General features: G+C 60.5%; 25 protein-coding genes and 1 pseudogene. 15 read left to right on the top strand and 11 right to left on the bottom strand.

From position 1 onward, the window contains the following. Positions 1-122: 122 nt before the first annotated feature. Together ACO079_RS10230 and ACO079_RS10225 are read right to left on the bottom strand one after the other, a co-directional pair. The gene (locus ACO079_RS10230; protein WP_421789738.1) at positions 123-2,786 is read right to left on the bottom strand and encodes a M14 metallopeptidase family protein; all 2,664 of its coding nucleotides are present in this window, start codon (positions 2,784-2,786) and stop codon (positions 123-125) included. Positions 2,787-2,871: 85 nt separating this feature from the next. Next, positions 2,872-5,133 (bottom strand): M3 family metallopeptidase, encoded by a 2,262-nt coding sequence (locus ACO079_RS10225; RefSeq protein WP_421789736.1) that lies wholly within the window; start codon positions 5,131-5,133, stop codon positions 2,872-2,874. A gap of 229 nt (positions 5,134-5,362) precedes the next feature. On the opposite strand from ACO079_RS10225, the gene ccoN reads away from it, so the two are divergent. From ccoN to ccoS, 8 genes and pseudogenes are all read left to right on the top strand, one after another. Continuing rightward, a complete protein-coding gene (gene ccoN / locus ACO079_RS10220; RefSeq protein ID WP_421789734.1) occupies positions 5,363-7,018 on the top strand; it encodes a cytochrome-c oxidase, cbb3-type subunit I in 1,656 nt (551 codons plus the stop codon). 11 nt (positions 7,019-7,029) lie between these two features. Beyond that, complete coding sequence (gene ccoO, locus ACO079_RS10215; protein ID WP_421789732.1) at positions 7,030-7,803, top strand: cytochrome-c oxidase, cbb3-type subunit II; 774 nt, start codon at positions 7,030-7,032, stop codon at positions 7,801-7,803. 11 nt (positions 7,804-7,814) lie between these two features. Further along, complete coding sequence (locus ACO079_RS10210; RefSeq protein ID WP_421789730.1) at positions 7,815-7,994, top strand: cbb3-type cytochrome c oxidase subunit 3; 180 nt, start codon at positions 7,815-7,817, stop codon at positions 7,992-7,994. A 1-nt stretch (position 7,995) separates the two neighbouring features. Next, positions 7,996-8,910 carry a cytochrome-c oxidase, cbb3-type subunit III gene (ccoP, locus tag ACO079_RS10205; RefSeq protein ID WP_421789728.1) on the top strand — a complete coding sequence of 305 codons (915 nt, stop codon included), beginning with the start codon at positions 7,996-7,998 and terminating at the stop codon, positions 8,908-8,910. A 42-nt stretch (positions 8,911-8,952) separates the two neighbouring features. Next, positions 8,953-10,452 (top strand): cytochrome c oxidase accessory protein CcoG, encoded by a 1,500-nt coding sequence (gene ccoG, locus ACO079_RS10200; RefSeq protein ID WP_421789726.1) that lies wholly within the window; start codon positions 8,953-8,955, stop codon positions 10,450-10,452. Then, on the top strand, positions 10,449-10,907 hold the full coding sequence (locus ACO079_RS10195; protein WP_421789724.1) for a FixH family protein: 459 nt from the start codon (positions 10,449-10,451) through the stop codon (positions 10,905-10,907). The genes ccoG and ACO079_RS10195 overlap by 4 nt, the downstream gene beginning before the upstream one ends. Then, positions 10,895-13,057: a heavy metal translocating P-type ATPase gene (locus ACO079_RS10190; protein ID WP_421789722.1), complete on the top strand. Its 2,163-nt coding sequence runs from the start codon at positions 10,895-10,897 to the stop codon at positions 13,055-13,057. The genes ACO079_RS10195 and ACO079_RS10190 overlap by 13 nt, the downstream gene beginning before the upstream one ends. Further along, positions 13,057-13,206: pseudogene (gene ccoS, locus ACO079_RS10185) on the top strand (cbb3-type cytochrome oxidase assembly protein CcoS); the annotation flags it as partial. The gene ACO079_RS10190 and the pseudogene ccoS, both read left to right, overlap by 1 nt. A 29-nt stretch (positions 13,207-13,235) precedes the next feature. Here the strand turns inward: ccoS and ACO079_RS10180 are convergent. Further along, positions 13,236-14,009, bottom strand: coding sequence for a DUF2189 domain-containing protein (locus tag ACO079_RS10180; RefSeq protein WP_421789720.1), 774 nt, complete (start codon positions 14,007-14,009; stop codon positions 13,236-13,238). A 122-nt stretch (positions 14,010-14,131) separates the two neighbouring features. Between ACO079_RS10180 and ACO079_RS10175 the strand changes: the two genes are divergently transcribed. Beyond that, the gene (locus ACO079_RS10175; RefSeq protein ID WP_421789718.1) at positions 14,132-14,833 is read left to right on the top strand and encodes a sulfite exporter TauE/SafE family protein; all 702 of its coding nucleotides are present in this window, start codon (positions 14,132-14,134) and stop codon (positions 14,831-14,833) included. Between the two features lies 1 nt (position 14,834). Here ACO079_RS10175 and ACO079_RS10170 read toward each other — a convergent pair whose 3' ends face one another. Then, the gene (locus tag ACO079_RS10170; protein WP_421789717.1) at positions 14,835-15,368 is read right to left on the bottom strand and encodes a CC0125/CC1285 family lipoprotein; all 534 of its coding nucleotides are present in this window, start codon (positions 15,366-15,368) and stop codon (positions 14,835-14,837) included. 135 nt (positions 15,369-15,503) lie between these two features. On the opposite strand from ACO079_RS10170, the gene ACO079_RS10165 reads away from it, so the two are divergent. Further along, positions 15,504-15,848 (top strand): hypothetical protein, encoded by a 345-nt coding sequence (locus tag ACO079_RS10165; RefSeq protein WP_421789715.1) that lies wholly within the window; start codon positions 15,504-15,506, stop codon positions 15,846-15,848. Positions 15,849-15,860: 12 nt separating this feature from the next. Here ACO079_RS10165 and ACO079_RS10160 read toward each other — a convergent pair whose 3' ends face one another. From ACO079_RS10160 to ACO079_RS10140, 5 genes are all read right to left on the bottom strand, one after another. After that, entirely contained in the window at positions 15,861-16,133 is a 273-nt protein-coding gene (locus ACO079_RS10160; protein ID WP_421789713.1) for an usg protein, read from the bottom strand. 127 nt (positions 16,134-16,260) lie between these two features. After that, positions 16,261-17,553, bottom strand: a complete 1,293-nt coding sequence (locus tag ACO079_RS10155) for a hypothetical protein (protein ID WP_421789711.1) — start codon at positions 17,551-17,553, stop codon at positions 16,261-16,263. Positions 17,554-17,627: 74 nt separating this feature from the next. Continuing rightward, on the bottom strand, positions 17,628-18,860 hold the full coding sequence (locus ACO079_RS10150; RefSeq protein WP_421789709.1) for an argininosuccinate synthase: 1,233 nt from the start codon (positions 18,858-18,860) through the stop codon (positions 17,628-17,630). A 71-nt stretch (positions 18,861-18,931) separates the two neighbouring features. After that, entirely contained in the window at positions 18,932-19,627 is a 696-nt protein-coding gene (locus ACO079_RS10145) for an SdpI family protein (protein ID WP_421789707.1), read from the bottom strand. Next, entirely contained in the window at positions 19,628-19,897 is a 270-nt protein-coding gene (locus ACO079_RS10140; RefSeq protein ID WP_421789706.1) for a metalloregulator ArsR/SmtB family transcription factor, read from the bottom strand. A gap of 71 nt (positions 19,898-19,968) precedes the next feature. Here ACO079_RS10140 and ACO079_RS10135 point away from each other — a divergent pair, with 71 nt between their 5' ends. The 3 genes from ACO079_RS10135 to pyrF all read left to right on the top strand — a co-directional run bounded on the left by ACO079_RS10135 (position 19,969) and on the right by pyrF (position 23,079). Continuing rightward, on the top strand, positions 19,969-21,336 hold the full coding sequence (locus ACO079_RS10135; RefSeq protein ID WP_421789704.1) for a serine aminopeptidase domain-containing protein: 1,368 nt from the start codon (positions 19,969-19,971) through the stop codon (positions 21,334-21,336). Positions 21,337-21,535: 199 nt separating this feature from the next. Further along, entirely contained in the window at positions 21,536-22,375 is an 840-nt protein-coding gene (locus tag ACO079_RS10130) for an SDR family NAD(P)-dependent oxidoreductase (protein ID WP_421789702.1), read from the top strand. Next, a complete protein-coding gene (gene pyrF, locus ACO079_RS10125) occupies positions 22,372-23,079 on the top strand; it encodes an orotidine-5'-phosphate decarboxylase (protein ID WP_421789700.1) in 708 nt (235 codons plus the stop codon). The genes ACO079_RS10130 and pyrF overlap by 4 nt, the downstream gene beginning before the upstream one ends. On the opposite strand, the gene ACO079_RS10120 is transcribed toward pyrF, so the two are convergent. After that, positions 23,076-24,308, bottom strand: coding sequence for a hypothetical protein (locus tag ACO079_RS10120; RefSeq protein WP_421789698.1), 1,233 nt, complete (start codon positions 24,306-24,308; stop codon positions 23,076-23,078). The genes pyrF and ACO079_RS10120 overlap by 4 nt on opposite strands. Before the next feature lie 62 nt (positions 24,309-24,370). After that, entirely contained in the window at positions 24,371-24,580 is a 210-nt protein-coding gene (locus ACO079_RS10115; protein WP_421789696.1) for a DUF1674 domain-containing protein, read from the bottom strand. Between the two features lie 46 nt (positions 24,581-24,626). On the opposite strand from ACO079_RS10115, the gene ACO079_RS10110 reads away from it, so the two are divergent. Beyond that, a complete protein-coding gene (locus ACO079_RS10110) occupies positions 24,627-25,931 on the top strand; it encodes an RsmB/NOP family class I SAM-dependent RNA methyltransferase (RefSeq protein WP_421789694.1) in 1,305 nt (434 codons plus the stop codon). Between the two features lie 43 nt (positions 25,932-25,974). Beyond that, positions 25,975-26,637 (top strand): ribulose-phosphate 3-epimerase, encoded by a 663-nt coding sequence (rpe, locus tag ACO079_RS10105; protein WP_421789693.1) that lies wholly within the window; start codon positions 25,975-25,977, stop codon positions 26,635-26,637. Positions 26,638-26,650 lie beyond the last annotated feature (13 nt).

The raw sequence follows: 26,650 nt of genomic DNA, 5'->3' as shown, positions 1-26,650 counted from the left end.
CGATGTGCGGCTGACGAGATTGACTATGGCGAGGCGCCCGTCTCCCTGCTTTGCGATTTTGAAAAACGCGCGATCATTTTCAGAAATAAGCGGCGTTTTTCAAAAACGATCAGGATTTGCCTCTAGCGCAGCCGTGTTGACCGCGCCGGTGCCAGAATCACCGCATTCAAGAGCGCCAGATCCAGACCCGCCTGATAGGCGCGGGCGGTGGGATCTTGCGTAAAGGCGATGACAAAGCCCGCCCCGCTGCGGCGCGAAACGAGGAAGGGTTTAAAGGCGATTTGCGCCTGATTTTCCTCCCAGAGATGACCCGAAGCGACCAGCTCGTCCGGTCCGGCAAAGCGCAACACCGTGTCGGCTTCATCCAGCGGAACAGCGGTATAGATGTCCGAGCCCGTCACCATGGCGGCCGCGCCATCTGTATAGCCCGCTGACAGAAAGCTGTCGGCATTCGCTGTGACATTCAACAGGGCCCCCGGCGAGGAATCCGGGCGGGCATTGCGCGGTTCCAGTGCTTGCGCCAGCGCGTCTTCATCCCCGATCACCGAGCCGGCAACGCTGTCGCCTTCGCCCGAACCGCCTGTCGGCGTCCCCGCCGCCATTTCCCGGCGGACCGGCAGAAGGTTGATATCGCTGTCCGCGACAAAGCGCGTGGCATCGCCCAGCGCGATCAGCGTACCGCCGCCTTGGGCGAAGCGGGACAGGTTCTGCGCGCCGCTTTCGCCGATTTCGCGGGAATAACCCCTGCCGCGTTGTTCAGGCAGGATCAGAACGTCAAACTGGGAGAGATCGGCAAAAGACAGGCGGGAGGCCCGGATCACCGAAACCGGCAGACCATAGCGCTGTTCCAGCACATAGCGGACCCCGCCAGCTGAATTCGCGTCTGTGCCCTCGCCCCAGGCCATGGCAATGCGCGGCGCGACGATAGTGGCAAACTGGGACGAGCCCCAGTTAGGCCCGCTGTCTGTCCAGCTGGTTTCCAGCCCGGCATAGACCGCCCCAATCGTGCGCGCGTGAAGCCGCATCAGGCTGTCCAGATTGGCCGGAGCGCGGCGGCGCGGAATGACCACCGAACCGGCCGGATAGGTCGTACCCTCAATCGTGAAGGCCGATCCCGCCGTGCGCAGGGGCACGCCTTCTTCCGCGAGACGCGCCACAAATTGTGCCTGCCCGGCATCCGTCCAGGGAATGACATAACCAAAGGCCGCCGAATTGCCGACTTGCGACGGAATGGGATCATCCGCGCCGACCGACTCACCTGTGACATTGGGGCGGGAATTACATTCCGTGGCGTAGACGTTGAACATGATGGGCAGGGACCAGGCCGTGACATCGTAAAGCTCATGACCGAGGCCGCGATCGCGCCGCGCTTCCTGTTCGGCCAGGAAGTCTTCCGGCAGGGGCGTTTCGGTTTCTAACAGCGTGCGGGCCAGCAAGCCTGCCGGCTGGTTCAGCTGGACCAGGAAGCCACCGTCATCGAGCGTCGTCCCGCAAAGGGACACCCCGGCATCCAGACGGGAAATTTCAATTCCGTTGCGGGCGATGACGCGGGCGAGATATTCCGCGCCCCAGCGATTATTTCCGCGCGACAGAACAATGGCGGCCGGACCGTCATTATTGCCAGAGGCATCCGCGCGGTTCTCGACAAAAGCCCGGACGAAGCGTTCGCGATTTAGCGCGGCAGCTTCCGCGGTCGACAGGCTGGCGATGAAGTTATTCCGCACGCCATCGGCATAGGTCAGGTCGGACCCATCGCGGCGGGTCCAGGCCAGACCCCGCGCCGAGCCTTGCTCATAGGTGAAGGCGACTCCGCCCTGCAGCATGGGCCACATATCGCCATAGCCGGGATAAAAGGCATCGAAGATTTCCCGGGTGAAATAATCCTCGCCGATAATGTCGAACCAGCGCGCATTATTCAGGCCAATAACATCCTGACCTTCCAGCTGGCGCTCGGTCAGAACCGGATTGACCGGGTCGGCGACCGGCGGGAAGAAGAAGGGCAGATCGCCGCCCATTTCGTGCAAATCGACCGCAACCATTGGGCTCCATTGGCGCATCGCCGCCGTGCGGCCCCGCGTTTCGGGATGGGCCTGAATGAACCAGTCGCGATTCAAGTCGAACAGGTAATGATTGACGCGCCCTCCGGGCCAGGGCTGGTCATGCTCAGCTGACCAGCGATAACCATCGGGCTCGATGCCGCGGGTGTTCTCGAACGAGTTTACAAAGCGGTTGCGGCCATCCGGGTTCTGCGTGGGATCAATAATGACCAGTGCGTTTTCCAGAATGGTATCGGCAACCGGGTCATTCTGCGCCGCCAGAAGGTGATAGGCGGTTCTCAAGGCGGCATCGACCGGGGAAATTTCGTCGCCATGAACGCCATGCGCCAGCCAGACGACAACCGGCACCCGGTCAATCAGCACGTTCCGGTCTGCCGTGCTGAGATTTCGGGGATCGGCCAGTGCCTGAAGGTCGGCCTGGACGTCTTCCAGACGGCTCATTACTTCTTCATTGCCGATCACGGCATAGACCAGCTCCCGCCCCTGCCAGCTGGTAGCGTAGTCATAGACCCGCATGCGCTGCGGTGCCGTTTCCGCCAACAGCCGGATATAGGAAACCGCGTCTTCCGGCGGGGTGACTTCTTCGCCGAAATCATGACCCAGCGCGGTTGTCAGATCCGGAATCGCGGGATCGTAGCGGGCCTCAAGCGGCGTTTGCGCGGTTTGCGCGACGGCCGCAAAGGAAAGGCCGGCGGAGACACAAAAGGCGGAAAAGAGACGTATCAGCATGATGAGGCTCCAGACACAAAAACAGCCTTGAAAAATAAACGGCCCGGAGATTTACGCTCCGGGCCGCAGGATTGATAGCGAAAACTCAGTCCTCGCCGGGCACCGGAAAGCCCCGGTCGCGCATCAAGGGGGCGATATCGGCATCGCGGCCCCGGAAATCGCGATAGGCCTGAGCCGGGTCGACCGAATTGCGGGGCGCAAACAGATGTTCGACCATGCGGGCCGCAAGGTCCTGATCATAGAAACCGCCCGGCGCTTCCGCGAAGGCTTCCGCCGCATCGGACGTCAGGACATCTGCCCACATATAGCCATAGTATTGGGCGGAATACCCTTCGCCTGAAAAGATATGACCGAAATGCGTGGACCGGTGCCGCATCGGCAGCTCGTCCGGCATGCCCAGCCGTTCAAGTGTTTCGGCCTCGAACTGTTGTACCGGTGTCCCGGCCTCGTACTGGGTGTGGAAGTACATGTCGACCAGTCCCGAGGCGAGATATTCGGTCGTCGCGAAGCCCTGGTTGAAGGTCGCGGCGGCCTGGATGCGTTCGACCAGTGCGTCCGGCATCGGCTCGCCGGTTTCGACATGGACGAAATAGTTTTCCACGACCGGTTCGGTGAACAGCCAGCGCTCCAGCAATTGCGACTGGAATTCGGTGTAATCGCGGACACCGCCATTGAGCGTCGGGTAAACGACATTGGACGACAGGGTGTGCAAGGCGTGGCCGAACTCATGGAAGAAGGTGTTGGCATCATCCCAGGAAATCAGCACCGGTTCGCCCGGCCCGGGCTCGACAAAATTCGAATTGTTTGTCGACAGCGGCCGTTCCTGCCCGTCAAACGTGGTGTGCCCGCGGAAGGACGACGCCCAGGCGCCCGAGCGTTTGCCCTGACGTGCGAAGGGGTCAAGATACCAGAGGCCGACATGCCCGCCGCTCTCGCGGTCGGTGACCTCATACACGGTGACATCTTCCTGCCAGACCGGAACCGAGCCATCGGTAATCTGCGTGAACTCGTAATGGAAAAGCTCACCCGCCACATAGAACATGGCGTCCAGGAGGTTATCCAGTTGCAGATACTGGCGGACCTCCGTTGAATCCAGCTGGTAGCGGTCCTGACGGATCTTCTCCATATAATAACGGTAATCCCAGGGTTCGATCGTAATGCCATCGCCGCGCTGATCCGCCAGGGCCTGCATGTCCGCGACTTCTTCCTCGACCCGTGCAACGGCGGCGGGCCAGACAGCTTCCATCAGCTCCAGCGCCCGTTCCGGCGTGCCCGCCATACGGTTCTGCAGCCGCCATTGAGCGTAATTGTCGTAGCCCAGCAGGCCGACCCGCTCATCCCGCAACTCCAGAATTTCCGCGATAATGGCGTTGTTATCGTACTCATCGCCATTATTGCCGCGATTATAGTAGGTCCGCCAAACCGTCTCACGCAGATCGCGCTCGTCAGCGAAGGTCAGGAATGGATCCATGGACGAACGCGTATTGGTAACAGCGTATTCACCGGGACGGTCCAGAGCTTCCGCGGCGGCTGCCGCCGAGGCGACATAGCTTTCCGGCAGGCCGGAGAGCTGTTCTTCGGTGAAGAAGGTCGGATAGTTTTCCTCGTCATGCAGCACATTATTGGCGAACTGGGTATGCAATTCAGCCAGGCGCGCATTGATCTCGGCATAGCGGGTGGCCTCCTCGCCCTCGAGTTCGGCGCCATTCAGTGAAAAGCCTTCATAGACGATCGTGACCAGGCGCTGCTGATCCGGGCGCAATGTATCCATCTGTTCGTCATGAACCGTCCGGATGCGGTCGAAGAGGGCGCGGTTCTGCGTGATCTGAGAGCTGTATTGGGACAATTCGGGCGATAATTCACGCTGCAGTGCCCGGAACTCCGGGCTCGACATATTGGAGGCCCAGATACCCCAATAGTTGAACACGCGCCCGAGCGCATCGCCTGACCGTTCCATTTCAACGATGGTATTCTCGAAGGTCGGAGGCTCGGGATTGCTGGCAATCGCGTCGATCTCGACAAGGTGCGCTGCCATGCCTGCACGCGCCGCTGAGGCCAGCTGATCAAGGCTGACATCATCAAACTGCGGAACCCCTCCATAAGGCCCGGACAGTTCGGCCAATAGCGGATTGGTTTCCAGCTCGGCCTGCCAATCAGGCGAAGCCTCCGCCATCTCTTCTTCCGCCTGGTCGGCCGCGGTATCCGATGTTGTCTCCATGCCGTCCATTTCTGAGGCGGCGGCTTCGGTTTCTGTGGTGTCAGACATGTCGTCATCGCCACCGGGCTCGGCGCACCCACCCAGTGCAAGTGCGATGAGGCTGGTCGTCGTGATCAGAACACGTTTCATCGGGCATCTCCCCCATTTGATTACAAACTGGCGGGGACCCTAGCCCTACCGGGCAGAGCCGCAAATGGCAGAGGGGCAGAAATTGCAGAGAGTTAATTTTTGGTTGGCTGCGACTCTCTGCCGTGTGGCAGAACGCCACATTCTTTTTGTGGGTATCACATGGATAACCTCAATTTGCGTGCGGTCTTCGTGCGCGGGGACAGATCGTTCGAAAGTCGGGGGGCAATCCATGTCTGACGCCAATGCGCTGCCAGTTAGATCAAAAGGCCTTGATGGCCTCATCATTGGCGCGATTCTGATTTGCGGAGCCCTCTGGAGCCTGCTCGCTGCGGCCAAGGGCGTAGACCCGCAAATGGTGGCTCATGGCTGGCTCATGTTGGCCGGCTTTGTCATTGGCCTGTTCGTGCTGATCAATGCCTATGCCGGCAATGGCCGGATCGAGGAAACGGGCCTTTATCATGACAATGTCATCAAGGCTGGCGCGATTGCGACCGTTTTCTGGTCGATCGCCGGGCTACTGGTCGGGCTGATCCTGGCCCTGCAACTGGCCTGGCCAACAATTTTCAATTTCGAGGCCTTCGGTTTTCTCAATTTCGGCCGCTTGCGTCCCTTGCATACATCCGCCGTCGTTTTTGCCTTTGGCGGGAATGCACTGATCTGTACGTCTTTCTATGTGGTACAGCGCACCTGCCGGGCGCGTCTGGCAGGCGGCTTGTGGCCCTGGTTCGTGTTCTGGGGCTATCAATTCTTCATCGTGATCGCCGCGACCGGCTATCTGATGGGCGTCACACAAGGTCAGGAATATGCCGAGCCGGAATGGTATGCTGATATCTGGCTGACCATCGTCTGGGTGGCCTATCTTCTGGTCTTTATGGGCACGCTGTGGAAGCGCAAGGAGCCGCACATCTATGTGGCCAACTGGTTCTTCCTGGCGATGATTGTGACCATCGCGGTCCTTCATCTCGTCAATAATCTTGCCATCCCGGTCGATCCGTTCGGCTCGTTCAGTTATTCGGTTTTTGCCGGGGTGCAAAACGCGCTGACGCAATGGTGGTATGGCCATAATGCGGTGGGCTTCTTCCTGACAGCCGGCTTCCTCGGGATCATGTATTATTTCATCCCGAAAAGGGTGGAGCGGCCGGTCTATTCCTACCGCTTGTCCATCGTGCACTTCTGGACGCTGATCTTCATCTATATCTGGGCGGGTCCACACCACCTGCATTATACCGCGCTGCCGGAATGGGCGCAGACGCTGGGCATGACGTTCTCGGTGATGCTGTGGATGCCGTCCTGGGGCGGGATGATCAATGGTCTGATGACCCTGTCCGGTGCCTGGGACAAGCTGCGCACTGACCCGGTGGTCAGGATGATGGTTGTCTCGGTCGCGTTTTACGGCATGTCGACCTTTGAAGGCCCGCTGATGAGTGTGCGGGCGGTCAACGCGCTGTCGCACTATACCGACTGGACGATTGGCCATGTGCATTCCGGTGCGCTGGGCTGGGTGGGCATGATCTCCTTCGGGGCCGTCTATTGCCTCATTCCCTGGCTGTGGAAGCGCAAAGGCATGTGGAGCCGGGCGCTGATCGAGTGGCATTTCTGGCTCGCGACGCTGGGTATCCTTCTTTACATCGCAGCGATGTGGCCGTCGGGCATTACGCAAGGCCTGATGTGGCGCGCCTATAATGATCTGGGTTTCCTGGAGTATTCCTTCATTGAAACCGTCGAGGCGATGCACCCCTACTATGTCATCCGGGCCGCAGGCGGATTGCTTTACCTGCTCGGCGCGATCCTGATGGCCTTCAACATGTACAAGACGATCACGGGCGATGTGGCAGAGACCGAAGATGTGGTCACGCCGCAGCCGCGCGCGATCCCGGCAGAATAGGAGCGCGGACGATGGCTGATATCACGCAACGCCCGCAGGAAGAGCCGAAAGAGGGCTTCCACAAGAAATTCATGGAGAAAAACTCCCTGCTTCTGACCGTGGGGATTATCCTGACGATCTCGATTGGCGGACTGATTGAAATCGCGCCGCTTTTCTACCTCAACTCCACCATTGAAGAGGTGGACGGGGTGCGGCCTTACTCCCCGCTCGAGCTGGCCGGCCGGCAAATCTATCTGCGCGAGGGCTGCTATAATTGCCACTCGCAGATGATCCGCCCGCTGCGCGATGAGGTGGAACGCTACGGGCATTATTCGCTGGCCGCCGAAAGCATGTATGACCGGCCCTTTCAGTGGGGGTCGAAACGCACAGGTCCGGATCTGGCGCGGGTGGGTGGACGCTATTCAGATGAATGGCACCGCGACCATCTGATCAATCCGCAATCGGTTGTGCCGGAATCGATCATGCCGCCCTATGCTTTCCTGCAGGATGCCGTGCTGGATTATTCCAACATCCAGGCGCATTTGCGGGTCAATCAATTCCTCGGCGTGCCCTATTCGGACGAAGCGGTAGAAAACGCGGCCGCGGATCTGGAAGCACAGGTCGATGAGTTTTCCTCCGGCTATGGCGATCTGATCGCCCGCTATCCGGGCGCGCAGGTGCGCAATTTCGACGGCAATCCGGATGTCATCACCGAGATGGATGCCCTGATCGCTTACTTACAGGTGCTCGGGACCATGGTGGATTTTTCCACCTATGAACCCGAAGCCGACGGAAACCAGCGTTAGGAGGGCGTAGCATGTATGAGGCATTGGCCAGTTTCGCGCAGACCTGGGGGCTCTTGTTCTTTTTCGCCGTCTTTATCGGCGTCCTCATCTATGCGCTCTGGCCGAAGAACCGCGCCAAGTTCGATGCGGCCTCCCGCATGCCGCTGAATGATGAAGACGCCGTCATTAAAGGCGGCAAGAGGGACGACTGATATGGCGGACAAAGATATTGACGAACTTTCCGGCATTGAGACCACGGGTCATGAATGGGACGGAATCAAGGAGTTGGATAATCCGTTGCCGCGCTGGTGGCTGTGGATTTTCTACGCCACGATCGTCTGGTCGATTGTCTACATGGTGTTGATGCCGGCCTGGCCGGCGCCGCCCGGGGTTGAAGGCTATACGACCGGCCTCACCAATAATTCCGAACGGGTGAATGTGGCGCGTGACATGGAAACCCTGCAGGCCTCGCGCTCGGACTTCTATGCGCGTCTGGAAAGTGCGGGAAGCTATGAAGCGATTGAAGCGGATCCGGCGCTGTTCCGGTTTGCGCTCGCTGCGGGCGATTCCGCCTTCGGAAATTTCTGTTCCACCTGCCATGGCGCAGGCGCGCAAGGCTTTGTCGGCTATCCCAATCTCAATGATGATGACTGGCTCTGGGGTGGTTCGTTTGACGACATTCGGCATACGCTGGTGGTCGGGATCCGCGCGGACCATCCGGACACCCGCCTTTCCATCATGCCGGCCTATGGCCGCGACGGATTGCTCTCGAACGAGCAGATCGAGGACGTTACAGACTTCCTGTTGCGGATCTCGGGCGGTGAAGGATTTGACAGTGCGGCGGCATCGCGCGGCGCGGAGCTGTTTGGTCAGCAATGCGCCTCCTGCCATATGCTGGATGGGCGCGGCGATCCCTCACAGGGAGCTCCGAACCTGACGGACAATATCTGGCTCTATGGCGGTTCTGCCGAACAGATTGCCGCGACGATCTGGCGCGGGCCTTACGGGGTGATGCCGGCCTGGGAAGGGCGTCTGGATGATCCCACGATCACCGCGCTGGCGACCTATGTCTATTCACTGGGCGGCGGACAGCCCCCGGTGCAGACGGATGGGGCTGCTGGCGAATAAGCCGCATCGCGGACGCCGGTCAGAGAAGGCATTGTCGGCATTATGAGTGCGGCCAATACATCCACGCCAACCAGTCCGGGGCAATCTGCGCCCGGCGCCCATCGGCATGATGTGACGGCGGTCAATGATGCCCAGCAAAGAAAGCTCTATAAAAAGCGCGAGCAGATCTATCCCAAGCTGGTACAAGGCAAGTTCCGCCTGGCCAAATGGGTGTTCATGGCCGTCGCGCTGGGGATTTATTACTTCATCCCGTTTTTACGCTGGGACCGGGGCCCCTCTGCGCCGGATCAGGCCGTTCTGGTCGATTTTGAAGGCCGGCGGTTCTATTTCTTCTTTATCGAGATCTGGCCGCAGGAGATTTATTACGTCTCCGGGCTTTTAATCCTCGCGGCGCTGGCACTGTTTCTGGTGTCGGCCCTGTTTGGCCGGGTCTGGTGTGGCTATGCCTGCCCGCAAACCGTGTGGACCGACCTGTTCATTGCGGTTGAGCGCCTGTTTGAGGGCGATCGGAACAAGCGCATCCGGCTGGATAAAGCCCCCTGGTCGTTCAACAAGGCCTGGCGGAAAACCGGCAAGCACGCCGTCTGGCTGATCATCGCGGCGGCCACGGGCGGGGCGTGGATCCTTTATTTCCATGATGCGTATGAGACGATCGGGAATTTCTTCACCGGTCAGGCCGCCATTTCCTCCTATATTTTCTTCGGGATTCTCACCTTCACCACCTATTCATTGGCCGGCACGATGCGCGAGCAGGTCTGCACCTATATGTGCCCCTGGCCGCGCATTCAGGCGGCGATGACGGATCGCGATGCCCTGAATGTGGCCTACCGGGTCGATCGGGGCGAACCGCGCGGCGCGCACAAGAAGAATGAAAGCTGGGACGGGCGCGGCGATTGCATTGATTGCAAGGCCTGTATCGCGGCCTGCCCGATGGGAATTGATATCCGCGAAGGCTCGCAACTGGAATGTATCCATTGTGCGCTGTGCATTGATGCTTGCGATGACATCATGAAGAAGGTCGACCGGCCCACCGGGCTGATTGCCTATGATACGGATGTGAATATCGACCGGCGGCAGGAGGGGCTGCAGCCGGTCTACCGCTTCTTGCGCCCGCGCGTTCTGGTCTATGCGGTGTCCTTTGCGATTGTCGCGGCAATCATGCTGTTTGCACAGACGACGCGCGCCACGCTGGATGTAAATGTCACGCGTGACCGCAATCCAAATTTTGTGGCCCTGTCCGATGGGTCGGTGCGCAATGGCTATACGCTCAAAGTCATCAACCGCACGCATACCGACAGTGATTACACGATCGAGATTGACGGGCCCGAGGCGCTGCAATGGCGCATTCTGGGGCAAAGCGAAGCGCAGGGGCTGGTCGTGAATGTCCCGGCCAGCCGGACGCAGGATTTCCGCATCTATCTGACCTTGCCGCCTGAGGCTTTGGCGCAAGCCAACCTTCCGGTACGCTTTACGATATCGCCGGAGGGGTCCGATGAGACGCGCTCGGCCCATTCGGTGTTCCTGACGGGAGGCTCGCAATGATCAAGGAAATCAAGGGCTATCACGTGCTGATCGGCCTTTTGATCTTTTTCGGCGTGATCATTGCCGTGAATGCCGTCTTCCTGACCCAGGCCTTGACCACTTTCCGCGGGGAAGATGAGCGCCGCTCCTACATGCAGGGCAATAATTATAACGCCGTGCTGGACCGGCGGGCGGCGCAGGCCGAGCTGGGCTGGACCGCCACCAGCGAGGTGCGTTCTGACGGGGTCACGCTGGATATTGATCAGGCCGGCGGCCAGCCGGTTTCCGGCCTTGTCATGGAGGCGCGCTTGCGTCACCCGGCGGACTCCAATCTGGATATCGAATTGTCGCTGACCGAAACCGATGCGGGGATTTACCGCGCGGTGACTGCTATCCCGCAAGGCCGCTGGACGCTGGCCGTGGGCACTGCGGAGGGTCCGCCCTTCGAACTGGAGCAGGATGTATGGCTGCAATAGACGCCAACATTATCGACCCGGAAGCTTTTGTTCGTGAACGCAAAGGCCATCAGGAAATAGATCTTCTGGTTCAGGGCGCGCATTGCGCCATCTGCATCCAGAAAATCGAGACCGCCATGCGCGACTTTCCCGGCGTTTCCCTTGCCCGGCTGAACCTGTCGACAGGACGTCTGGCCCTCGCCTGGGACGGCCCCACAGGGCAATCGCGCGACATGGTGGACCGGCTGGAGGAAATTGGCTTTCCTGCCACGCCCTATCGGCCGGAAAGCGGCGCGCAGGCGGTTGATCAGGAAGAAAAACAACTCCTGCGGGCGCTGGCCGTGGCCGGATTTGCGACCGCCAATGTGATGTTGTTCTCCGTTTCGGTCTGGGCTGGCACGGATATGAGCGCGGAAAATGTCGCCTTCTTTCACTGGCTCTCGGCACTGATCGCTTTGCCAGCCGTGGCGTATTCCGGGCGGCCGTTTTTCATCAGTGGCTGGAAGAGTCTGAAAGCGCGCAACGTCAATATGGATGTGCCGATTTCGCTGGCCGTGCTGCTGGCGTGCGGGCTCTCCATCTATGAGACCGTGCTGGGTCATGGCGCGGCCTATTTTGATGCCGCCATCATGCTGCTCTTCTTTCTCTTGATCGGCCGGTTCCTTGATAGCCGCTTGCGGGCGCGAGCGGGGCAAGCCGCACGCGATCTGGCGGCGCTGCAGGCGACGATTGCCCACCGCCTGTTGCCAGACGGCACGATGAAAGCCGCCCCGGCAGCGGATATTGCGCCGGGCGATACGATCATCATCCCGCCGGGCGAGCGCGTGCCGGTGGATGGTCAGATCATTGACGGAGAGGGCGAGGTGGATGCCTCTCTGGTGACCGGGGAAACTGTGCCGCAAGCCCTGAAAGCCGGGGATGAGGCCTGGTCCGGCATGGTCAATCTGGACCGGCCGTTGACGATGACCGCTACCGCCGCCAGCCAGGATTCCCTGCTGGCCGAAATTGCGCGTCTGGTGGAAGCCGGCGAGCAATCGCGCTCGCGCTATGTGCGCTATGCGGACCGCGCAGCGCGTGCCTATGTCCCGGCGGTGTTTGCCATGACGGCGGTGACGCTGGCCGGATGGCTGGCCGTGGGCGCGACCTTTCATGATTCCATGATGAATGCGATTGCCGTGTTGATTATCACCTGCCCCTGCGCGATGGCGCTGGTGGTTCCGGCGGTTCAGGTCGTCGCAACCGGGCGTCTCTTTAAAGATGGCGTGCTGGTGAAGTCCGGCGATGCGCTGGAACGTCTCGCCACCGCCCGGACGGCTGTTTTCGATAAGACCGGGACGCTGACCAAACGCCGGGCAAAGTTGCTCAACGCCGATGACATATCCGAAGCCTCGCTGGAAACCGCCGCCCAGCTGGCCCGGCTTTCGCGTCACCCGCTGTCGCGCGCGGTGGCAGAGGCCGCTGGCGATGGCCCGGTGTGTGAGGATTTCGAAGATCATGCCGGAGGCGGGCTCTCCGGTGTTGTGAAAGGCAAGCCGGTTCGCTATGGGTCTGCGGACTGGTTGGGCCTGCCGCCCAGCGCAGGCGATGCGGCACAGGAAGCCTGGCTGGTTGTCGAAGGTGAAACGCCGGTGCGCTTTATCTTCGCCGATACGCTGCGCAATGATGCGGCTGACGCCGTCTCGGATCTCAAAGCCCTCGGCTTTGAGGCCGAGCTTTTGTCCGGCGACCGGAAAGGGCCGGTAAAAGCGGCTGCCCAAGCCCTCGGACTGGATCGCTGGCGCGCGGCCCTGAAACCGCAGGACAAGATCGCCCGGATTGAAGCGCTTAAAGCCGATGGCGCATATCCGCTGATGGTCGGGGACGGGATTAATGACGCGCCTGCCTTGGCCGCAGCGCATGTCTCGGTCTCGATGGGGTCAGCGGCAGAAATCTCCCGCTCGGCGGCTGATCTGGTGATTCAGGGTGATAAACTCTCCGCCCTGCCGCGCGCCTATTCGGTCGCCCGGCAAGCGAAATCCCGCGTGATGGAGAATTTCGCGCTGGCGAACATTTACAACGTCGTGGCCGTACCGCTGGCGGTGTTCGGCTTTGTCACGCCGCTGGTGGCGGCGCTTTGCATGTCGATCAGCTCTGTCGTGGTGATGCTCAACGCGCTTCGACTGGCCCGCTGATGGAGATGCTGGTCTTCCTCATCCCGATCGCGCTCGGCCTGGGTCTGGCAGGGCTGGGGGCGTTTCTCTGGTCGCTCAAATCCGGCCAGTATGAAGATCTGGACGGGGCCGCCCAGCGCATCCTCATTGATGACGAGGATGCACCGCTAATGGATAACCCGGAGAAAAATCGGACAGATCAGGCCGGGACGGCTGACGGTTCGGACTCTCCCGCCAATTCCCGGTAGGCGCGCCAGCTGGCATGGCCCAGCCAGGGGAAGACCACAGCAAGCCCGACAATCAGCAAGCCAGTCCCGAGTATCGTCCAGAAGGCGATCAGCCAGGCCCAGGTCAGCATGGCAAACGGGTTGCGGCGCACCGCCTTGACCGAGGCGATCATCGCCGTTGCGGCATCGATCTCACGGTCAATCAGCATGGGGAAGGAAATCGCCGAAATCGCAAAGGCGGCGAGCGCGAGGCCCGCGCCAATGATTGTGCCCACGACCGCCATCATCAGACCGGCCGGATCACCCAGCACCCAGGAGGTGAACTCGGCGATCGAGGCATAATTCTGCGTCGCAAAATAGGCGTAGAGGAATTGCGCGATGCGGGCCCAGCCAAGCAGCAGAATGATCAAAAGCAGGCCAAGGAAGGCCACCTGGCTGATTTTCTCGCCGGAGATCAGCCAGACATCCCCGAACGTCACCGATTTGCCCTCATCCAGGTGCTTGGACACCTGATAAAAACCGACCGCGAACAGGGGCGCCACCAGCGCAAAGCTGGACAGCGCGACCGGGATCCAGGCAGCCGCCCCGATCTTCCAGAGCCCGCCTGTCAGCGCGACGCCGATCGCCACAAAAATCAAGCCATATCCAATAGAGACCATGGGCGCGCGGCGCAAATCATTCGCGCCGGCTTTCAGCCAGCGCATCGGCGCGCCGGGCCGGATGGTGTTGATTTTTACTGATGGCATGAGCTCGCCCTCCCCGCAAAACCACACTGACTATATGGCCTTTTTATTTGCCTTGCCTAGCGGCGTTACGCCGCGCCCCTGGCCGGTTCAACCCCAACAAAATTGCGGGCATTCTGCAGGGCATGGAAGCCTTGGCCCAAGTCAGCTTTCTGGGGGGTCTGATTGCGGGCCTTGCCAGCAGCCTGCATTGCGCAGGCATGTGCGGCGGCATTGCCTCCGGGCTGATGTTTTCCCTGTCCCCCGATCAAAGCGGGACCGCCCGGCTGGGCACGTTGATGACGGCGCAGACCGGGCGGATGTTGTCCTATGTCGTGGCAGGTGCCGCCGTCGGCGTCGCCGGGACCGGGCTTTATTCCATGATCGACCTCTCAGCCGCCCATGCGTTCTTCCGCTGGGGCGCAGCGATGATGCTGGTCTGGATCGGGCTATCATTGACCGGGCAATTGCCGGCGCCTTTGGTGCTGGATCGCGTTCTGGCGCCAGTCACCCGCTTTGTGATGCGCCCGGTCATGGCGGCTGGGTCCGCCTCGCCCTGGCTGGCGGGCGTCGCCTGGGGCGCTCTGCCCTGTGCGATGGTTTATGCCGCCCTCCTATATGCCATGCTGGCGGGCAGCGCCCTGCAAGGCGCGTTGGTGATGCTGGGCTTCGGCCTTGGCACTTTGCCGACCGTGACCGGAACCGCGATGGGCATTGGCGCACTGGAACATGCGGGGCGAAAAGCCCCTCTCCGCCTCATTGCAGGAGGTGTCATCGCCTTGCTGGGACTGGCCATGCTGCTGGTTCCGGTCGAGGTGATCGCCGCGCTCTGCAGGGTGCCGGTTTAGCCTAGCTCTCCGTTGGCCGGACGATATTCGGGCCCAGATTGCGCAGGACTTCTGACGCGGTGAAGTCGTCTGCGCCATTGCCTGAGCCCCGGCGGCCCATGACGATCTCGGCGCTGGCTTCATAGCGTGTGGTCTCGCGATAGCGCACATCATCCCAGAACGGGTCCCGCCAGCCATACCAGCCCCAGCGCGGATGGTAATAGCGGTAGTTCACGTAAAAGCTGGAATAGAAGGGATCGCCCACATAGCTGCCAAAGGTGCGGGTGTCTTCATCCGTGGCGCGCTGTACAACAGTGAAATGCTGATAGCCGCGCTGTTGGGTGAGCTCGGCGGCGCGGTAGAGCAGATAGGTCTCGACGGTTTCGCGATCGGTCAGCGAATTGCCGGAAAAGGTGATGCGATAGCGGTCGCGCTCGATCGCCTGTTCCGAATAGCCATAATTACCGGCGCCCGTTCCCGAGGCCTGATAGGGGGTCGCGGTCGCGCAAGCCCCCAGCACAAAGGCCGAAGCCAGCAGAATTGCGGTGGTCCGCATGATGTTGCTCCCGTATTGGGCGTCCTCGCGCTTCAGAGTATGGGCCGATCACCTGCAGAATTCCAGTGCGGCTCATTTGAGGTTCATCCCAAACGTGTCAGGGTGGCCGCCCAATTCGAAAATCAGGGGTATTCCATGTTGAAATTTGTGACCGGCGGCGCTGTGGCCGTTGTAATGGCGGGCGCGAGCCTGGCGCTGACACCGGCCGAAGAGATCGCCGATCGCTGTGTGGAGCAGGGCAATGAGCGCGCGCAATGCGAATGTGCGGCCGATTTCATGGTCGAAACGCTGGAAGACAATGAAGTCAGCTTCATGATGGCCGTGATGGACAGTGACAGTGCCCAGCAGGATCCGAATGCGATGATGACGCTGGCCGCCGAGCACGGGCTGGACATGGCCGGCATGGTCGAGATTGGTCAGAAAATGGCCGCTGCCGAGCCGGAAATGCGCGAAACCTGCGGAATTGAAGCCGATCAGTAGGCGGTTTTTCGCCTATTGAAGCCGCAGATCGAGATCGACGCCGCGCCAGTCGGCCGGGGTGATCAGGCCCGCATGGGCCACTCGCACGGAGTGGATGACGGCTTCGATCTCGCGCTTCCAGAAGTCCAGGAATTTGATGAGGCGCGGATAGTCCGGCGCGACATCCAGCGTCTGCCATAGAAAGCTTTGAAGCAGGCCGGGATGATCCGGCATGTGATAGTAAATCTCCGCCGTGGTCAGCCGCGCGCCGGCCAGTTGCTGGATAAACCCGTCATCGCTTTTCATGTTGGCCTCCTTGTCGAAACGGCTCTCCGTTTGCTGCGAAGGTCAAACTGTGCGTGATAAAGTCTGAATGATTTCTGAAAGATAGGCTGTCAGCACTCGGAGACGGGCGCTGCCAGAGCGGGCCAGCCTAGTCGAGATCGATCTCCAAAACTGTCACCGGCGGGACGGGTGAAGTCGGGCCGCCGCCCTCTTCCGGCCACAACGCCCAGGGCGCATTGGCAATAAAAAACACCCGGTCATCCTGCACATCCACCAGGGTCGGTTCGCCAAAGTCGGCATGGCCGCGCAACAGGATTTCCGTGCTCTCAACGCTGAGCCCATCGCGCGCCAGATCAATCGCGATCACCGCATGGGGCATCACGCCATTGCGTACCGCAATCAGCCGGCCTTCGCGCGTGGCGGACAGGCCATCAATGCCGAGCAGGCTTTCCTCGCCGGGGCGGACCAGCTGGGCTTCACCATCGGCGAGATCAACCCGCCACAGGCCCAGCGCATAATCGGCGACATAGAGCGCGCCATCGGCCAAGGCTGCGCCTTGCAGGCTGGCAAAACGATTGTCATCGGACAGGAGCCGCAGCGAGCCTGACAGCGAGGTGAGTTGGTAGATGCGGTTAGCCCCGCTATCGATGGCGTAGACCATGCCATCGCGGGTGACGAGATCGGCAAAGCGTTCCGCGCCCTCGGCCTCATAGCGGCGATAGAGATCTCCCGTCACCAGATCCAGCGCGATCAGGGCCGTGGAGGCTTCCTCGCCCTCTTCCAAAGGCGTTTGCGGAACGGCGCCCGAGGCCACCCAGATAACCCGGTTCACATCATCGGACACAATCCCGAAGGGCGATTGCAGCCCGTCTTCGGCATCGGCGAAAACCTCGAAGCTGGAACGGTCAAACGCTTCAACCACCAAGACCTGCCGCCCAACAACGTCCGAGAGGAAGATCCGGTCGGTCTCGATTTCCTTGGCGACGCCTTCGATCAGGCTGTCCGGGATGGAAACGCGGGCCAGACGCTCGGCCTGACCATGAGAGCCGCTGTTGCGGGTCAGCTCAGCATCCAGCGCGGCATAGCGGTCGGGATAGCTCTCCCGCAATTGGGCATCGGCGACGCCCAGGCGGGCCAGATCAAACGCAATGCCGGCGGCGGCGGCGCGCTCCAGCGCGGAGAAAACCAGCTCGGCATCACCAGCCTGAAGGCCCAGTTGTGCCAGACCCAGCAGCGCGGTGGGACTGCCGGGTTGCAATCCACTGGCCGCTTCCAGCGCCCGGCGCGCGGTTTCATAATCCTCGGCCTCAGCGGCGCGTTGAGCTTCCAGCCGCAACTCGCGGACTGTGTCGAACGGCGCAAGGGCCGCAGCTTCATCCTGTGCGAAGCTGGTTCCTACAAACGCCATGATGCAGGCTGTGATGGCCAAAGCTTTGAACATGAAACTCTCCCCTTATACCGCCGGGCCCAGCCTAGCGGGCTGCCCTACTAAGACGATTGACATTGCCGTGAGGTCTAATCGTTTTCGCCCAAGCGTTTCTTGCGCGCCGCCATCAGCTGTAAACGCAGTGCATTTAACCGGATAAAGCCCTGCGCGTCTTTTTGATCATAGACATCGTCTTCTTCAAATGTGACGTGCTCAAGGCTGTAAAGTGACGCGGGTGAATGGCGGCCCACCACATTGACCGAACCTTTAAAGAGGCGCAGGCGCACATCGCCGGAGACATATTTCTGGGAAAGATCAATCGCCGCCTGAAGCATTTCGCGCTCAGGCGAGAACCAGAATCCTTCATAGAGGATTTTGGCGTATTTCGGCATCAGCTCATCTTTCAGATGCATCGCCCCGCGATCCAGCGTGACCTGTTCAATGCCGCGATGGGCCGCCATCAGGATCGCCCCGCCCGGCGTTTCATAAATGCCGCGCGATTTCATGCCGACAAAGCGGTTCTCGACCAGATCCAACCGGCCAATGCCATGACCATGACCGATCTGGTTCAGCTTCTCGATCAGGGCGGCGGGCGACATCGCCTCGCCATTGATCGCGACCGCATCGCCTTTTTCGAATGTAATGACGAGGTATTCGGCCTCGTCCGGGGCCAGTTGCGGCGCCAGCGTGCGCTGGAACGTGTCCTCGAAGGCTTCCGCGGACGGGTCTTCCAGGTTTTTGCCCTCGGACGAGGTGTGCCAGAGATTGGCATCCACCGAAAACGGCGCTTCGCCCCGCTTGTCCTTGGGAATGTCCAGACCCCGGCTTTCGGCATAGGCGATCAGCTTGGTCCGGGAGGTTAGGTCCCATTCCCGCCAGGGCGCGATGACATGGAGGGACGGATCGAGCGCGGCGAAGGCCAGCTCGAACCGGACCTGATCATTGCCCTTGCCGGTCGCTCCATGGGCCACGGCATCGGCACCGGTTTCGTGGGCGATCTCGACCAGGCGTTTAGAAATCAAAGGCCGGGCAATAGACGTTCCGAGCAGGTACAGCCCTTCATAGATCGCATTGGCCCGGACCATGGGATAGATGTAGTCGCGGGCAAATTCCTCGCGCAGATCTTCGATGAAGACGTGTTCGGGTTTCACACCCGCCGCGAGCGCTTTTTCCCGCGCCGGTTCGATCTCCTCACCCTGGCCGAGATCGGCGGTGAAGGTGACCACTTCGGCGTCATAGGCTTCCTGCAGCCATTTGACCGCAATGGATGTGTCCAGTCCGCCAGAATAGGCCAGCACGACCCGATTGATCTCGCGCGCCATGATGCGCCTCCCGCACTTCAGTTGCGGCGGACGTTAGCCGTTGCGCCTAAAGGCGCAAGCGCGCTGTCAGTTCAGTCCGTGTCGGCATCCTCAGGAGTCAGCGTTTCGCGCGCCGGATCATTTTTCCAGACCCACCAAGAATAGATCACGAGGCCCAGCGTGACCGTCATCAGCGCAGCGAACATGGCAATCATCATTATCTGGCCGGGTACCAGAAAAGCCGCGATCAGACCTGACAAGCCCACGATCAGAAACAACCGGCTGGCCCAGCGATGGGTTTTATCCCAGCTGAGATCAGAGGACAGGGTCCAGGGCGTACGGAAGCCTGCAAAGAAATTCGGGCGCGCCTTGGCGATAAACAGGCCCAGCACTATCATCAGAACGGGCAGAAACAACGAAAGCCCACGTGAGAAAGCAGCTTCGGGAATGTCATTGCCCAGGGCCAACCAGGTCACCATGCCTTGTCCGGCCATGATGGCCACCATACCAATGACCCAGGCGGCCATGTAAAGCGAGCGTGAGCGGCGAATATTCTGCCCGCGAGGGTCTATGGCTGGCGCAATGGATAGTAAGAAAGTGATGCCCGCAAGAATGGCGGGGAGGAAGAGAAAGGCTTCGGCTTTCGAGCCATAGTTTGTCGGCTGGCCGTTTGGTCCAACCTGCGTAACAACCAGTTGTCCCTCTGGAACGGAATACCACCCGATCGCCGAGAAGGTGACGGTGATCAGGAAACAGACGAATGAGATCGCAAGACCAAGGCGGATCATTTACTCTAACTCCTTCTTGCCCATCAGGCTCATTAACAAGGCGATAGCTTCTTCGGCGGCGCCGGCATTCAGCCGGTAGCGGATTGTGGTGCCATGACGTTCCGCCAGGATCAGCCCGGCCTCTTTCAGCGCGGTGAAATGACCGGACATGGTGGGTTTGGACACCGGAAAGGCATCCGCCAGGTCGCCGGCCGTCATCGGACCGTCCCGCAATTTCTTCAGCACCTGACGCCGCACCGGATGGGCCAGCGCCTTGAACACATCGCTCATGGAAACTGATTGACACGGACCTTATTTAGCGTCAAGGCTAATTAGCAAAATTGCTAATTATGGAGAGCTCCATGCGCCATGCCGCCCTGTTTCTGGCTCCGTTTTGTTTGCTTGCGTCTGCCTGTGGCGGGGCCGGCGAAACTACATCTGTTGAGATGACAGAGGTATCGCAAGAGGCCGTTTTGGATCGCTATGAAGGCGATTGGACGGGCGTGCTGGATACGGGCGGACCGCAACTGACCCTGACGCTGGAAGTGCGGGGAGAAGACGCGGTGTTGATCAGTGTGGATCAGGGCGGGGCGCGCCTGCCGATTGAGGTGACCCAGCGCGATGAGGCCGGGTTTGCCGGCACGATTGCCGCCGTGGGAGCCGCACTAGGACTGGATTTGACAACCCCTGACACACTGGCAGGCACGTTTTCGCAAGGCGGCGGCACGTTGCCGCTTACCTTGACGCGGGGCACGCGCGAGGGAAGCGCGGAATTGCCGCCGAATGATGATTTTCTGGTATTGTCAGGAGATGTCCAGCTGGCCGGCACGCTGCAATTGCCGGATACGGAAGGGCCGGCCCCGGCCATCCTGATGCTCAACGGATCCGGACCGCAAGACCGGGATGCCACGGTGATGGGCCAGCCGGTTTTTGCGGTGCTGGCAGATGCCCTGGCGGCGCGCGGGATTGCCACGCTGCGCCTTGATGATCGCGGTGTGGGCGGCTCGGATACCGTCGCGCCCGCCTCTCCTTTCGATCTGGCCTCGGATGCCACCGCGGCCCTCGCCGCCTTGCGGGAAGCAGGCGGGGTTCTGGCCAGCTGCACCGGGATTCTGGGTCATTCGGAGGGCGGGTTGATCGCCTTCCTCGCCGCCGAGGAAGCCAACCCGTCGTTCCTCATCCCACTGGCCGGCATGCATATGACCATGGCCGAAACACTCTATGATCAATCAGAAGCGTTGTTTATGGCCTCCGGGGCCGGGCAGGCCGCCGTCGATCAGAACCGCGCCCTGCAAACCGCCATGTTTGAGGTGATGCGCGACGAGAGCGTCGAAGATTACGCCGCCGCCCTGATCGAAGCGCTGACCGCGCGCGGCTTCCCACGTCAGGCCGCCGAACAACAGGCCGCGATCTGGGGTCAGCCTTATTCGATTGCCTCCCTGGATCTGGATTCGCGACAGCAAATGGCCGCCTATGACGGGCCGGTGCATGCCTTTTTCGGCGGGCTAGACCTACAGGTTCTGGCCGGACCGCAATCAGAACGCCTGTTAGAGGCGCGCGGCGGTCAACCCACCGAAATCACCGTGCTGGACGGGCTCAACCACCTCTTCCAGGAAGCGGAAACCGGCCTGATACAGGAATATGCCACTGCGCCTCACGCCATGGCCCCGCAAGCGCTGGACGCCATTGCCGATGCGGCAGAGGCCCTGATCGCTCAGGCGTGTGAGTAGGGCGGGCGGGGACATCCGGCGAGGAACCTTCAAGCTTGAGTCCGCTTCATTGCTGATTGCTTGTCCGCGCTGACGGGGTTGCGCCTATACTGGCCCTCTGCGGGCGCGATTGAATGTCCAATCGTAGTCGTAGTAGTAGGAGACGAAATTAAAAATCGTAGGAGAGTTTATCCACACTCTCCCCACCAAAGGAGCCAAAATGGCCCGCAAACTTGTTCTTATAACTGGCGCCTCCTCCGGCATTGGCGAGGCCATGGCCCGCCAGCTCGCCCAAAAGGGCTGGGATCTGGCGCTGGCCGCCCGCCGCGAAGACCGGCTGATAGCCTTGGCCGAAGAAATGAAGGCGCAAAACGGCGTCGACAGTCTGATTATCCCCGCCGACCTTTCCAAACCCGGCGAGCCCGAGCGCATTGTCTCTGAAATCGAAAAAGCCGGACGGCAAATCGACGGCTTGGTCAATAATGCTGGGGCCGGCCAGCCTGGCTATTTCACTGAAACGGAATGGGACGATCAGGCGCGTTTCCTGGAACTCATGGTCACCAGCTATCTCAAGCTGATCCACCTTGTTTTGCCGGGCATGGAAGAACGCCGTTTTGGCCGCATTATCAATGTATCATCTGTCTCCGCGCTTCTGCCAATTGCGACCGGCCACACACGGTTTTCCGGGACGATTTATCCCGGCGCGAAAGGCCTTTTGATCAAGGTTTCGCAATCCTTAAAAGCGGAAATGACCGGCAAGAATGTGCACGCCACCGCCGTTTGCCCCGGCTATACCTGGTCGGAATTCCACGATGTGAACGGCGCTCGTCAATCCATCTCGCAATTGCCGGACTACTGGATGCTGACCGCCGAAGACGTCGCCCTCTCGGCCTATGACGCCGTGGAGCGCAACAAGGCGGTTTGCGTGCCCGGGGCCTGGTATAAATTCCTGGTCGGCTTGATGCGGGTTTTGCCCGATCCGGCGGGAGACTGGCTGATCTCCCGCCAGTCCAAACGCGCCATGAAGCAGGCCCAGGCCAATAAAGCTGCTGCAGAATGAACGCTGAGATCGATCGCGTGCGGGATCAGCTGATTGTCGCGCTGGATTATCCGAATATCGAGCTGGCCGAGACGGTCACCTCCAACTGCGGTGATGCGGTGTCTTTTTATAAAATCGGCCTTCAACTTTTGCCGGTTAGTGGCATGACGCTGAGCGGGGCCTTGCGTCAACAGGGGCGAAAAGTCTTCCTGGATTTCAAACTGCACGACATTCCAGCCACGGTTGAAAAAGCGACCCGTTCCATCGTCAGCCAAGGCGGCGACATGCTGACCGTTCACGCCGAACCGCCGGTCATGAAAGCCGCGGTTGCCGGGCGCGGCGATGATCCGGACCTGAAGCTGCTCGGCGTGACAGTTTTGACATCCTATGATGATGAAATGCTGGCGGAAATGGGCTATGCCTATGGTGCGCGCGACCTGGTTCTGCGCCGCGTCGATCAGGCGCTGGAATGCGGCATGGATGGCATCGTGGCCAGCGCGCTGGAAGCGCGGGAAATCCGCGAGCGGTTTGGGCAAGGCTTTCTGATCGTCACGCCCGGCATCCGCCCGGCCGGGTCTGATGCCGGGGATCAAAAACGGGTTGCCACACCGGCAGATGCTTTGCGGGATGGGGCCACGCATCTGGTCGTGGGCCGGCCGGTCAACGCCGCTGAAGACCCTGAGAAAGCCGCTGTGGCTATTCTGGAAGAAATGGCCTCGGCCTAGTACCCCCCGCCGCGATAGCCTCCGCCACCGTAACCGGCACCTCCACGATTGCCGCCATAGCCGCCTCCGCCATAGCCGCCGCCTCCATAACCGTGGCCACCGCCACCGTAATGACCGCCTCCGCCATGACCTCCGCCACCGTGACCACCCCCGCCACGGCCTCCACCACCGCCCCCGCGGAAGTTGAAGTTGACGCCGGTATTGACGTTTACATTGCTGTTGAAGTTGACGTTGCTGGTCGCTGTTGCAGTTGCTGATGAAGACGAGTTGGCATTGCCGCCCCCGCCGCCACCGCCGAAGCCGCCCCCAAATCCGCCGCCGCGTCCGCCGCCAACGATGATGGTGCCCCCTCCGCCGCCGCCAGAGAAAATGATGGGCGAACGCCCGCCAACACCGGGAAAGATCACGCCGTCATAACTGGCATAGCGCCGGTCGTGTCCACATCCCTGATGATGGTAATGCCCGTGCCCGCAACTGCAGCCATCATGATAACCGCCACCGGAATAGCTGCCACCTTCCCGCCAATAGCGGCCATCCTGACCGTACCATTCGCGCGCATAGCGCGTGCGCGTGTATTCAGTCTCCCGGCGATAGGAGCGATCCTCATATTCAACATAACGCGGTGGCGGATCATGCCGGGGCGGTTGATAATGAGGCGGTTGGTATCGCGGAGGCTCATAGTGCGGTGGCCGGTGTGGAATATCGACCAATCGGCACGGCCCGCCTCTAGCGTTCCATTCAGCCTCGGTCGGCACCGGGTCAAGGATGACGCAAGGGTGTCCAGGCACTCTGCGGCCCGTCTCACCATGCGTAATTTCACCGCCGCCGCCTGTTGAATAGGTGGTTGGATGCGACACCGATCCGCCAGAATATGATCCTCGGTATGACCCACCCGTATTGACGAAATGGGCGTCCGGGACGTTTGAATAGCGATTACCTACGGTGAATTCCACACCGCTGGCGCTGCGCCGCTGAATCACAGACCCGCCTGAATAGCTGCCAGAATACTGGCTGCTGCCGGAGCCATGAAATGCCTCTGAACCGTCGACGACACAAATCGGGTCGGCTCCTGGTTCGGGTGTCTGGCGGCTTGTACCGGGTGGGCATTCGGCAAACCGAATCTGCGCGTCAGTTGGAAGATTCCGGCCGCCAAGCAACTGGTCATAGCCTTGCCCCAGCGCAGGGCTGGCCAACAAAACTGTGAGCGATATGGCAAAGAGCTTGTTCATTAACGAAACGCTAATGCCAAAGCCGTGCCAGTTGATAGCAGATTCACTTGGCGGGCGAACGCCTAAAAGTCCGAGATCACGCCTTTACGCTCCCAATCCCCATAGCGTGTGGGCTCCGGACCCTTCGGCCCGTTTATTTCTTTGGCGGCATCAGCCTGGGTTTTCGCGGCAGCCTCGCGCCGGGCCGCTGCTTCTTCAAGCGCACGCCGAGCCGCATCGGATAAAGGTTTTCCGGGCGCAGCGCCCTTTGGAGATCTGTTCTTTTTGCTCATGGAAAGGGAGATAGCGCGGACGTGACTGCTATGCTAGGGCGCGCGCATGTCATCTGGTCTTCCTGCCCGTCGCGCAGCCATTCGCGCGCTGAATTTTGTCCTGAAAAGCCGCACCGCTCTGGATACCGCCCTGGCACAGTCTCCGGGCTTTGCCGGTATGGAGCCGCGCGATCGTGCCTTTTCGAGACTCCTCGCCGCCACAACGCTGCGCCGCAGGGGCCAGATTGATGCCGTCCTGTCAACCTTCCTGAAGCATGATCTCCCGGATAGTGCGCTGGATGCCCGTCTGATCCTCGAAACCGGTGTGGCCCAGCTCCTGTTTCTCGAGGTGAAACCGCATGCAGCGGTGTCGGCTGCCGTCGACCTTGCTAAGGCAGATACCGCAACCGTCCGTTATGCGGCCATGATCAATGCGATCTTGCGGCGTGTCACCCGCGAAGGGACAGATATCGCCGCGAACACGCCGCTGTCGCTCAATCTTCCGCTCTGGCTTCGGGAAAGCTGGATCGAGGCTTACGGCACCGCCATAACCGAGCAAATCGCGACGGCCTTTGCTGCAAGCCCGCCCCTGGATTTGAGCGTGCAGTCAGCAGATGAAAAGGAAAGCTGGGCCGCAACCCTTGGCGCAAAAGTTTTGCCTACGGGGACGCTTCGCAAAGACAGCATCGGGGACATCACAGCTTTGCCAGGCTTCGCGGATGGAGGCTGGTGGGCACAGGATGCCGGTGCAGCCTTGCCTGCAAAACTGCTGAGCGCGGCAACGGGAATGGAAGTGTTGGACCTCTGCGCTGCTCCCGGAGGAAAGACCATGCAGCTGGCAGCAAGCGGCGCGCGAGTAACAGCGCTTGACGCTTCGCCCAAGCGCCTTCGCCGGGTTGAGGCGAATTTGGCACGCACCGGACTCGCTGCCAAGCTTGCCGCCGCTGATGGACGCGAATGGGGAGAAGACGCCAGCTTTGATGCCATCTTGCTGGATGCGCCCTGTTCGGCGACGGGCACGCTGCGGCGGCGGCCGGATGCCGCCTGGATGAAGGCTACAGAGGATGTACAATCCCTGATGCCGATTCAGGACGCGTTGTTCGCCAATGCGGTTCGACTGTTAAATCCGGGCGGCAGGCTGGTAATCTGCACATGTTCGCTTCAGCCAGAAGAGGGCGAAGGCTGGCTGGCGCGAAACCTGCCGCAACACGAAGACCTGACCCTTGATCCAGTGCTGCCGGAAGAGCTGCCCGCCCTTGAAGCGGCGTTGCGCCCGGATGGGACTGTTCGACTGACACCCGCCCTGTGGGCCGATCGCGGCGGAATTGACGGATTTTTTATTGCTCGACTGCGGAAATCCAGCCACGGTTAACCCTGCGCTTGCACGCTGCGGAAGGCGCTGTTAAGCGGGTTTCATGGCTAAACCGGTGATCATCGCGCCTTCGATTCTTTCTGCGGATTTTTCCCGTTTGGGAGAAGAAGTCCGGGCGATTGATGCTGCCGGCGCCGACTGGATTCATGTCGATGTCATGGATGGTCATTTCGTCCCAAATCTGACGATTGGTCCGGGCGTGGTGAAGAATCTCCGTCCGCACTCCGAAAAAACATTTGATTGCCATTTAATGGTGACACCAGTGGACGCCTATATCGAAGGCTTTGCCCAAGCGGGGGCGGATATCATAACGGCCCACCCCGAAGCAGGACCACATTTTCACCGCACAGTTCAGGCGATTAAAGCCACAGGCTGCAAAGCCGGGGCGGCGCTCAATCCATACACGCCGGAAAGCGCGATCGACTATGTTCTTGAGGAACTCGATCTGGTTCTGGTTATGAGTGTAAATCCGGGATTTGGCGGACAGAGCTTTATTTCTTCCCAGCTTCGCAAAATAGAAAGGCTGGCAGAGACAATCCTCCAGCGTGGCCTGGATGTAATCCTTGAGGTTGATGGCGGCGTGAGTGAGAAGACCGCCAAGCAATGTATCTCCGCCGGAGCCTCAGCGCTGGTCGCCGGAACCGCGGTATTTAGGGGCGGACCCGAATCCTATGCCGGAAATATCCGCGCCCTGCGCGGGCTCTGAACATGCCAAAGGC

This window comes from Hyphobacterium sp. (assembly GCF_965228115.1).
GTDB lineage: Bacteria > Pseudomonadota > Alphaproteobacteria > Caulobacterales > Maricaulaceae > Hyphobacterium.
Note: the sequence above shows the minus strand (reverse complement) of the source record. Positions and strands in the feature narration are given on the sequence as shown.

What these genes read in the sequence shown, in the direction of transcription:
- rpe (WP_421789693.1), top strand. Translation starts at nt 25,975, where the DNA reads ATGGCTAAACCGGTGATCATCGCGCCTTCGATTCTTTCTGCGGATTTT.
- ACO079_RS10165 (WP_421789715.1), top strand. Translation starts at nt 15,504, where the DNA reads ATGTTGAAATTTGTGACCGGCGGCGCTGTGGCCGTTGTAATGGCGGGC.
- ACO079_RS10140 (WP_421789706.1), bottom strand. Translation starts at nt 19,897, where the DNA reads ATGAGCGATGTGTTCAAGGCGCTGGCCCATCCGGTGCGGCGTCAGGTG.
- ACO079_RS10195 (WP_421789724.1), top strand. Translation starts at nt 10,449, where the DNA reads ATGATCAAGGAAATCAAGGGCTATCACGTGCTGATCGGCCTTTTGATC.
- ccoP (WP_421789728.1), top strand. Translation starts at nt 7,996, where the DNA reads ATGGCGGACAAAGATATTGACGAACTTTCCGGCATTGAGACCACGGGT.
- ACO079_RS10175 (WP_421789718.1), top strand. Translation starts at nt 14,132, where the DNA reads ATGGAAGCCTTGGCCCAAGTCAGCTTTCTGGGGGGTCTGATTGCGGGC.
- ACO079_RS10230 (WP_421789738.1), bottom strand. Translation starts at nt 2,786, where the DNA reads ATGCTGATACGTCTCTTTTCCGCCTTTTGTGTCTCCGCCGGCCTTTCC.
- ACO079_RS10120 (WP_421789698.1), bottom strand. Translation starts at nt 24,308, where the DNA reads ATGAACAAGCTCTTTGCCATATCGCTCACAGTTTTGTTGGCCAGCCCT.
- ACO079_RS10145 (WP_421789707.1), bottom strand. Translation starts at nt 19,627, where the DNA reads ATGATCCGCCTTGGTCTTGCGATCTCATTCGTCTGTTTCCTGATCACC.
- ACO079_RS10110 (WP_421789694.1), top strand. Translation starts at nt 24,627, where the DNA reads ATGTCATCTGGTCTTCCTGCCCGTCGCGCAGCCATTCGCGCGCTGAAT.
- ACO079_RS10155 (WP_421789711.1), bottom strand. Translation starts at nt 17,553, where the DNA reads ATGTTCAAAGCTTTGGCCATCACAGCCTGCATCATGGCGTTTGTAGGA.
- ACO079_RS10135 (WP_421789704.1), top strand. Translation starts at nt 19,969, where the DNA reads ATGCGCCATGCCGCCCTGTTTCTGGCTCCGTTTTGTTTGCTTGCGTCT.
- ACO079_RS10180 (WP_421789720.1), bottom strand. Translation starts at nt 14,009, where the DNA reads ATGCCATCAGTAAAAATCAACACCATCCGGCCCGGCGCGCCGATGCGC.
- ccoN (WP_421789734.1), top strand. Translation starts at nt 5,363, where the DNA reads ATGTCTGACGCCAATGCGCTGCCAGTTAGATCAAAAGGCCTTGATGGC.
- ACO079_RS10130 (WP_421789702.1), top strand. Translation starts at nt 21,536, where the DNA reads ATGGCCCGCAAACTTGTTCTTATAACTGGCGCCTCCTCCGGCATTGGC.
- ACO079_RS10190 (WP_421789722.1), top strand. Translation starts at nt 10,895, where the DNA reads ATGGCTGCAATAGACGCCAACATTATCGACCCGGAAGCTTTTGTTCGT.
- ACO079_RS10150 (WP_421789709.1), bottom strand. Translation starts at nt 18,860, where the DNA reads ATGGCGCGCGAGATCAATCGGGTCGTGCTGGCCTATTCTGGCGGACTG.
- ACO079_RS10160 (WP_421789713.1), bottom strand. Translation starts at nt 16,133, where the DNA reads ATGAAAAGCGATGACGGGTTTATCCAGCAACTGGCCGGCGCGCGGCTG.
- ACO079_RS10115 (WP_421789696.1), bottom strand. Translation starts at nt 24,580, where the DNA reads ATGAGCAAAAAGAACAGATCTCCAAAGGGCGCTGCGCCCGGAAAACCT.
- ccoO (WP_421789732.1), top strand. Translation starts at nt 7,030, where the DNA reads ATGGCTGATATCACGCAACGCCCGCAGGAAGAGCCGAAAGAGGGCTTC.
- ccoG (WP_421789726.1), top strand. Translation starts at nt 8,953, where the DNA reads ATGAGTGCGGCCAATACATCCACGCCAACCAGTCCGGGGCAATCTGCG.
- ACO079_RS10225 (WP_421789736.1), bottom strand. Translation starts at nt 5,133, where the DNA reads ATGAAACGTGTTCTGATCACGACGACCAGCCTCATCGCACTTGCACTG.
- ACO079_RS10210 (WP_421789730.1), top strand. Translation starts at nt 7,815, where the DNA reads ATGTATGAGGCATTGGCCAGTTTCGCGCAGACCTGGGGGCTCTTGTTC.
- ACO079_RS10170 (WP_421789717.1), bottom strand. Translation starts at nt 15,368, where the DNA reads ATGCGGACCACCGCAATTCTGCTGGCTTCGGCCTTTGTGCTGGGGGCT.
- pyrF (WP_421789700.1), top strand. Translation starts at nt 22,372, where the DNA reads ATGAACGCTGAGATCGATCGCGTGCGGGATCAGCTGATTGTCGCGCTG.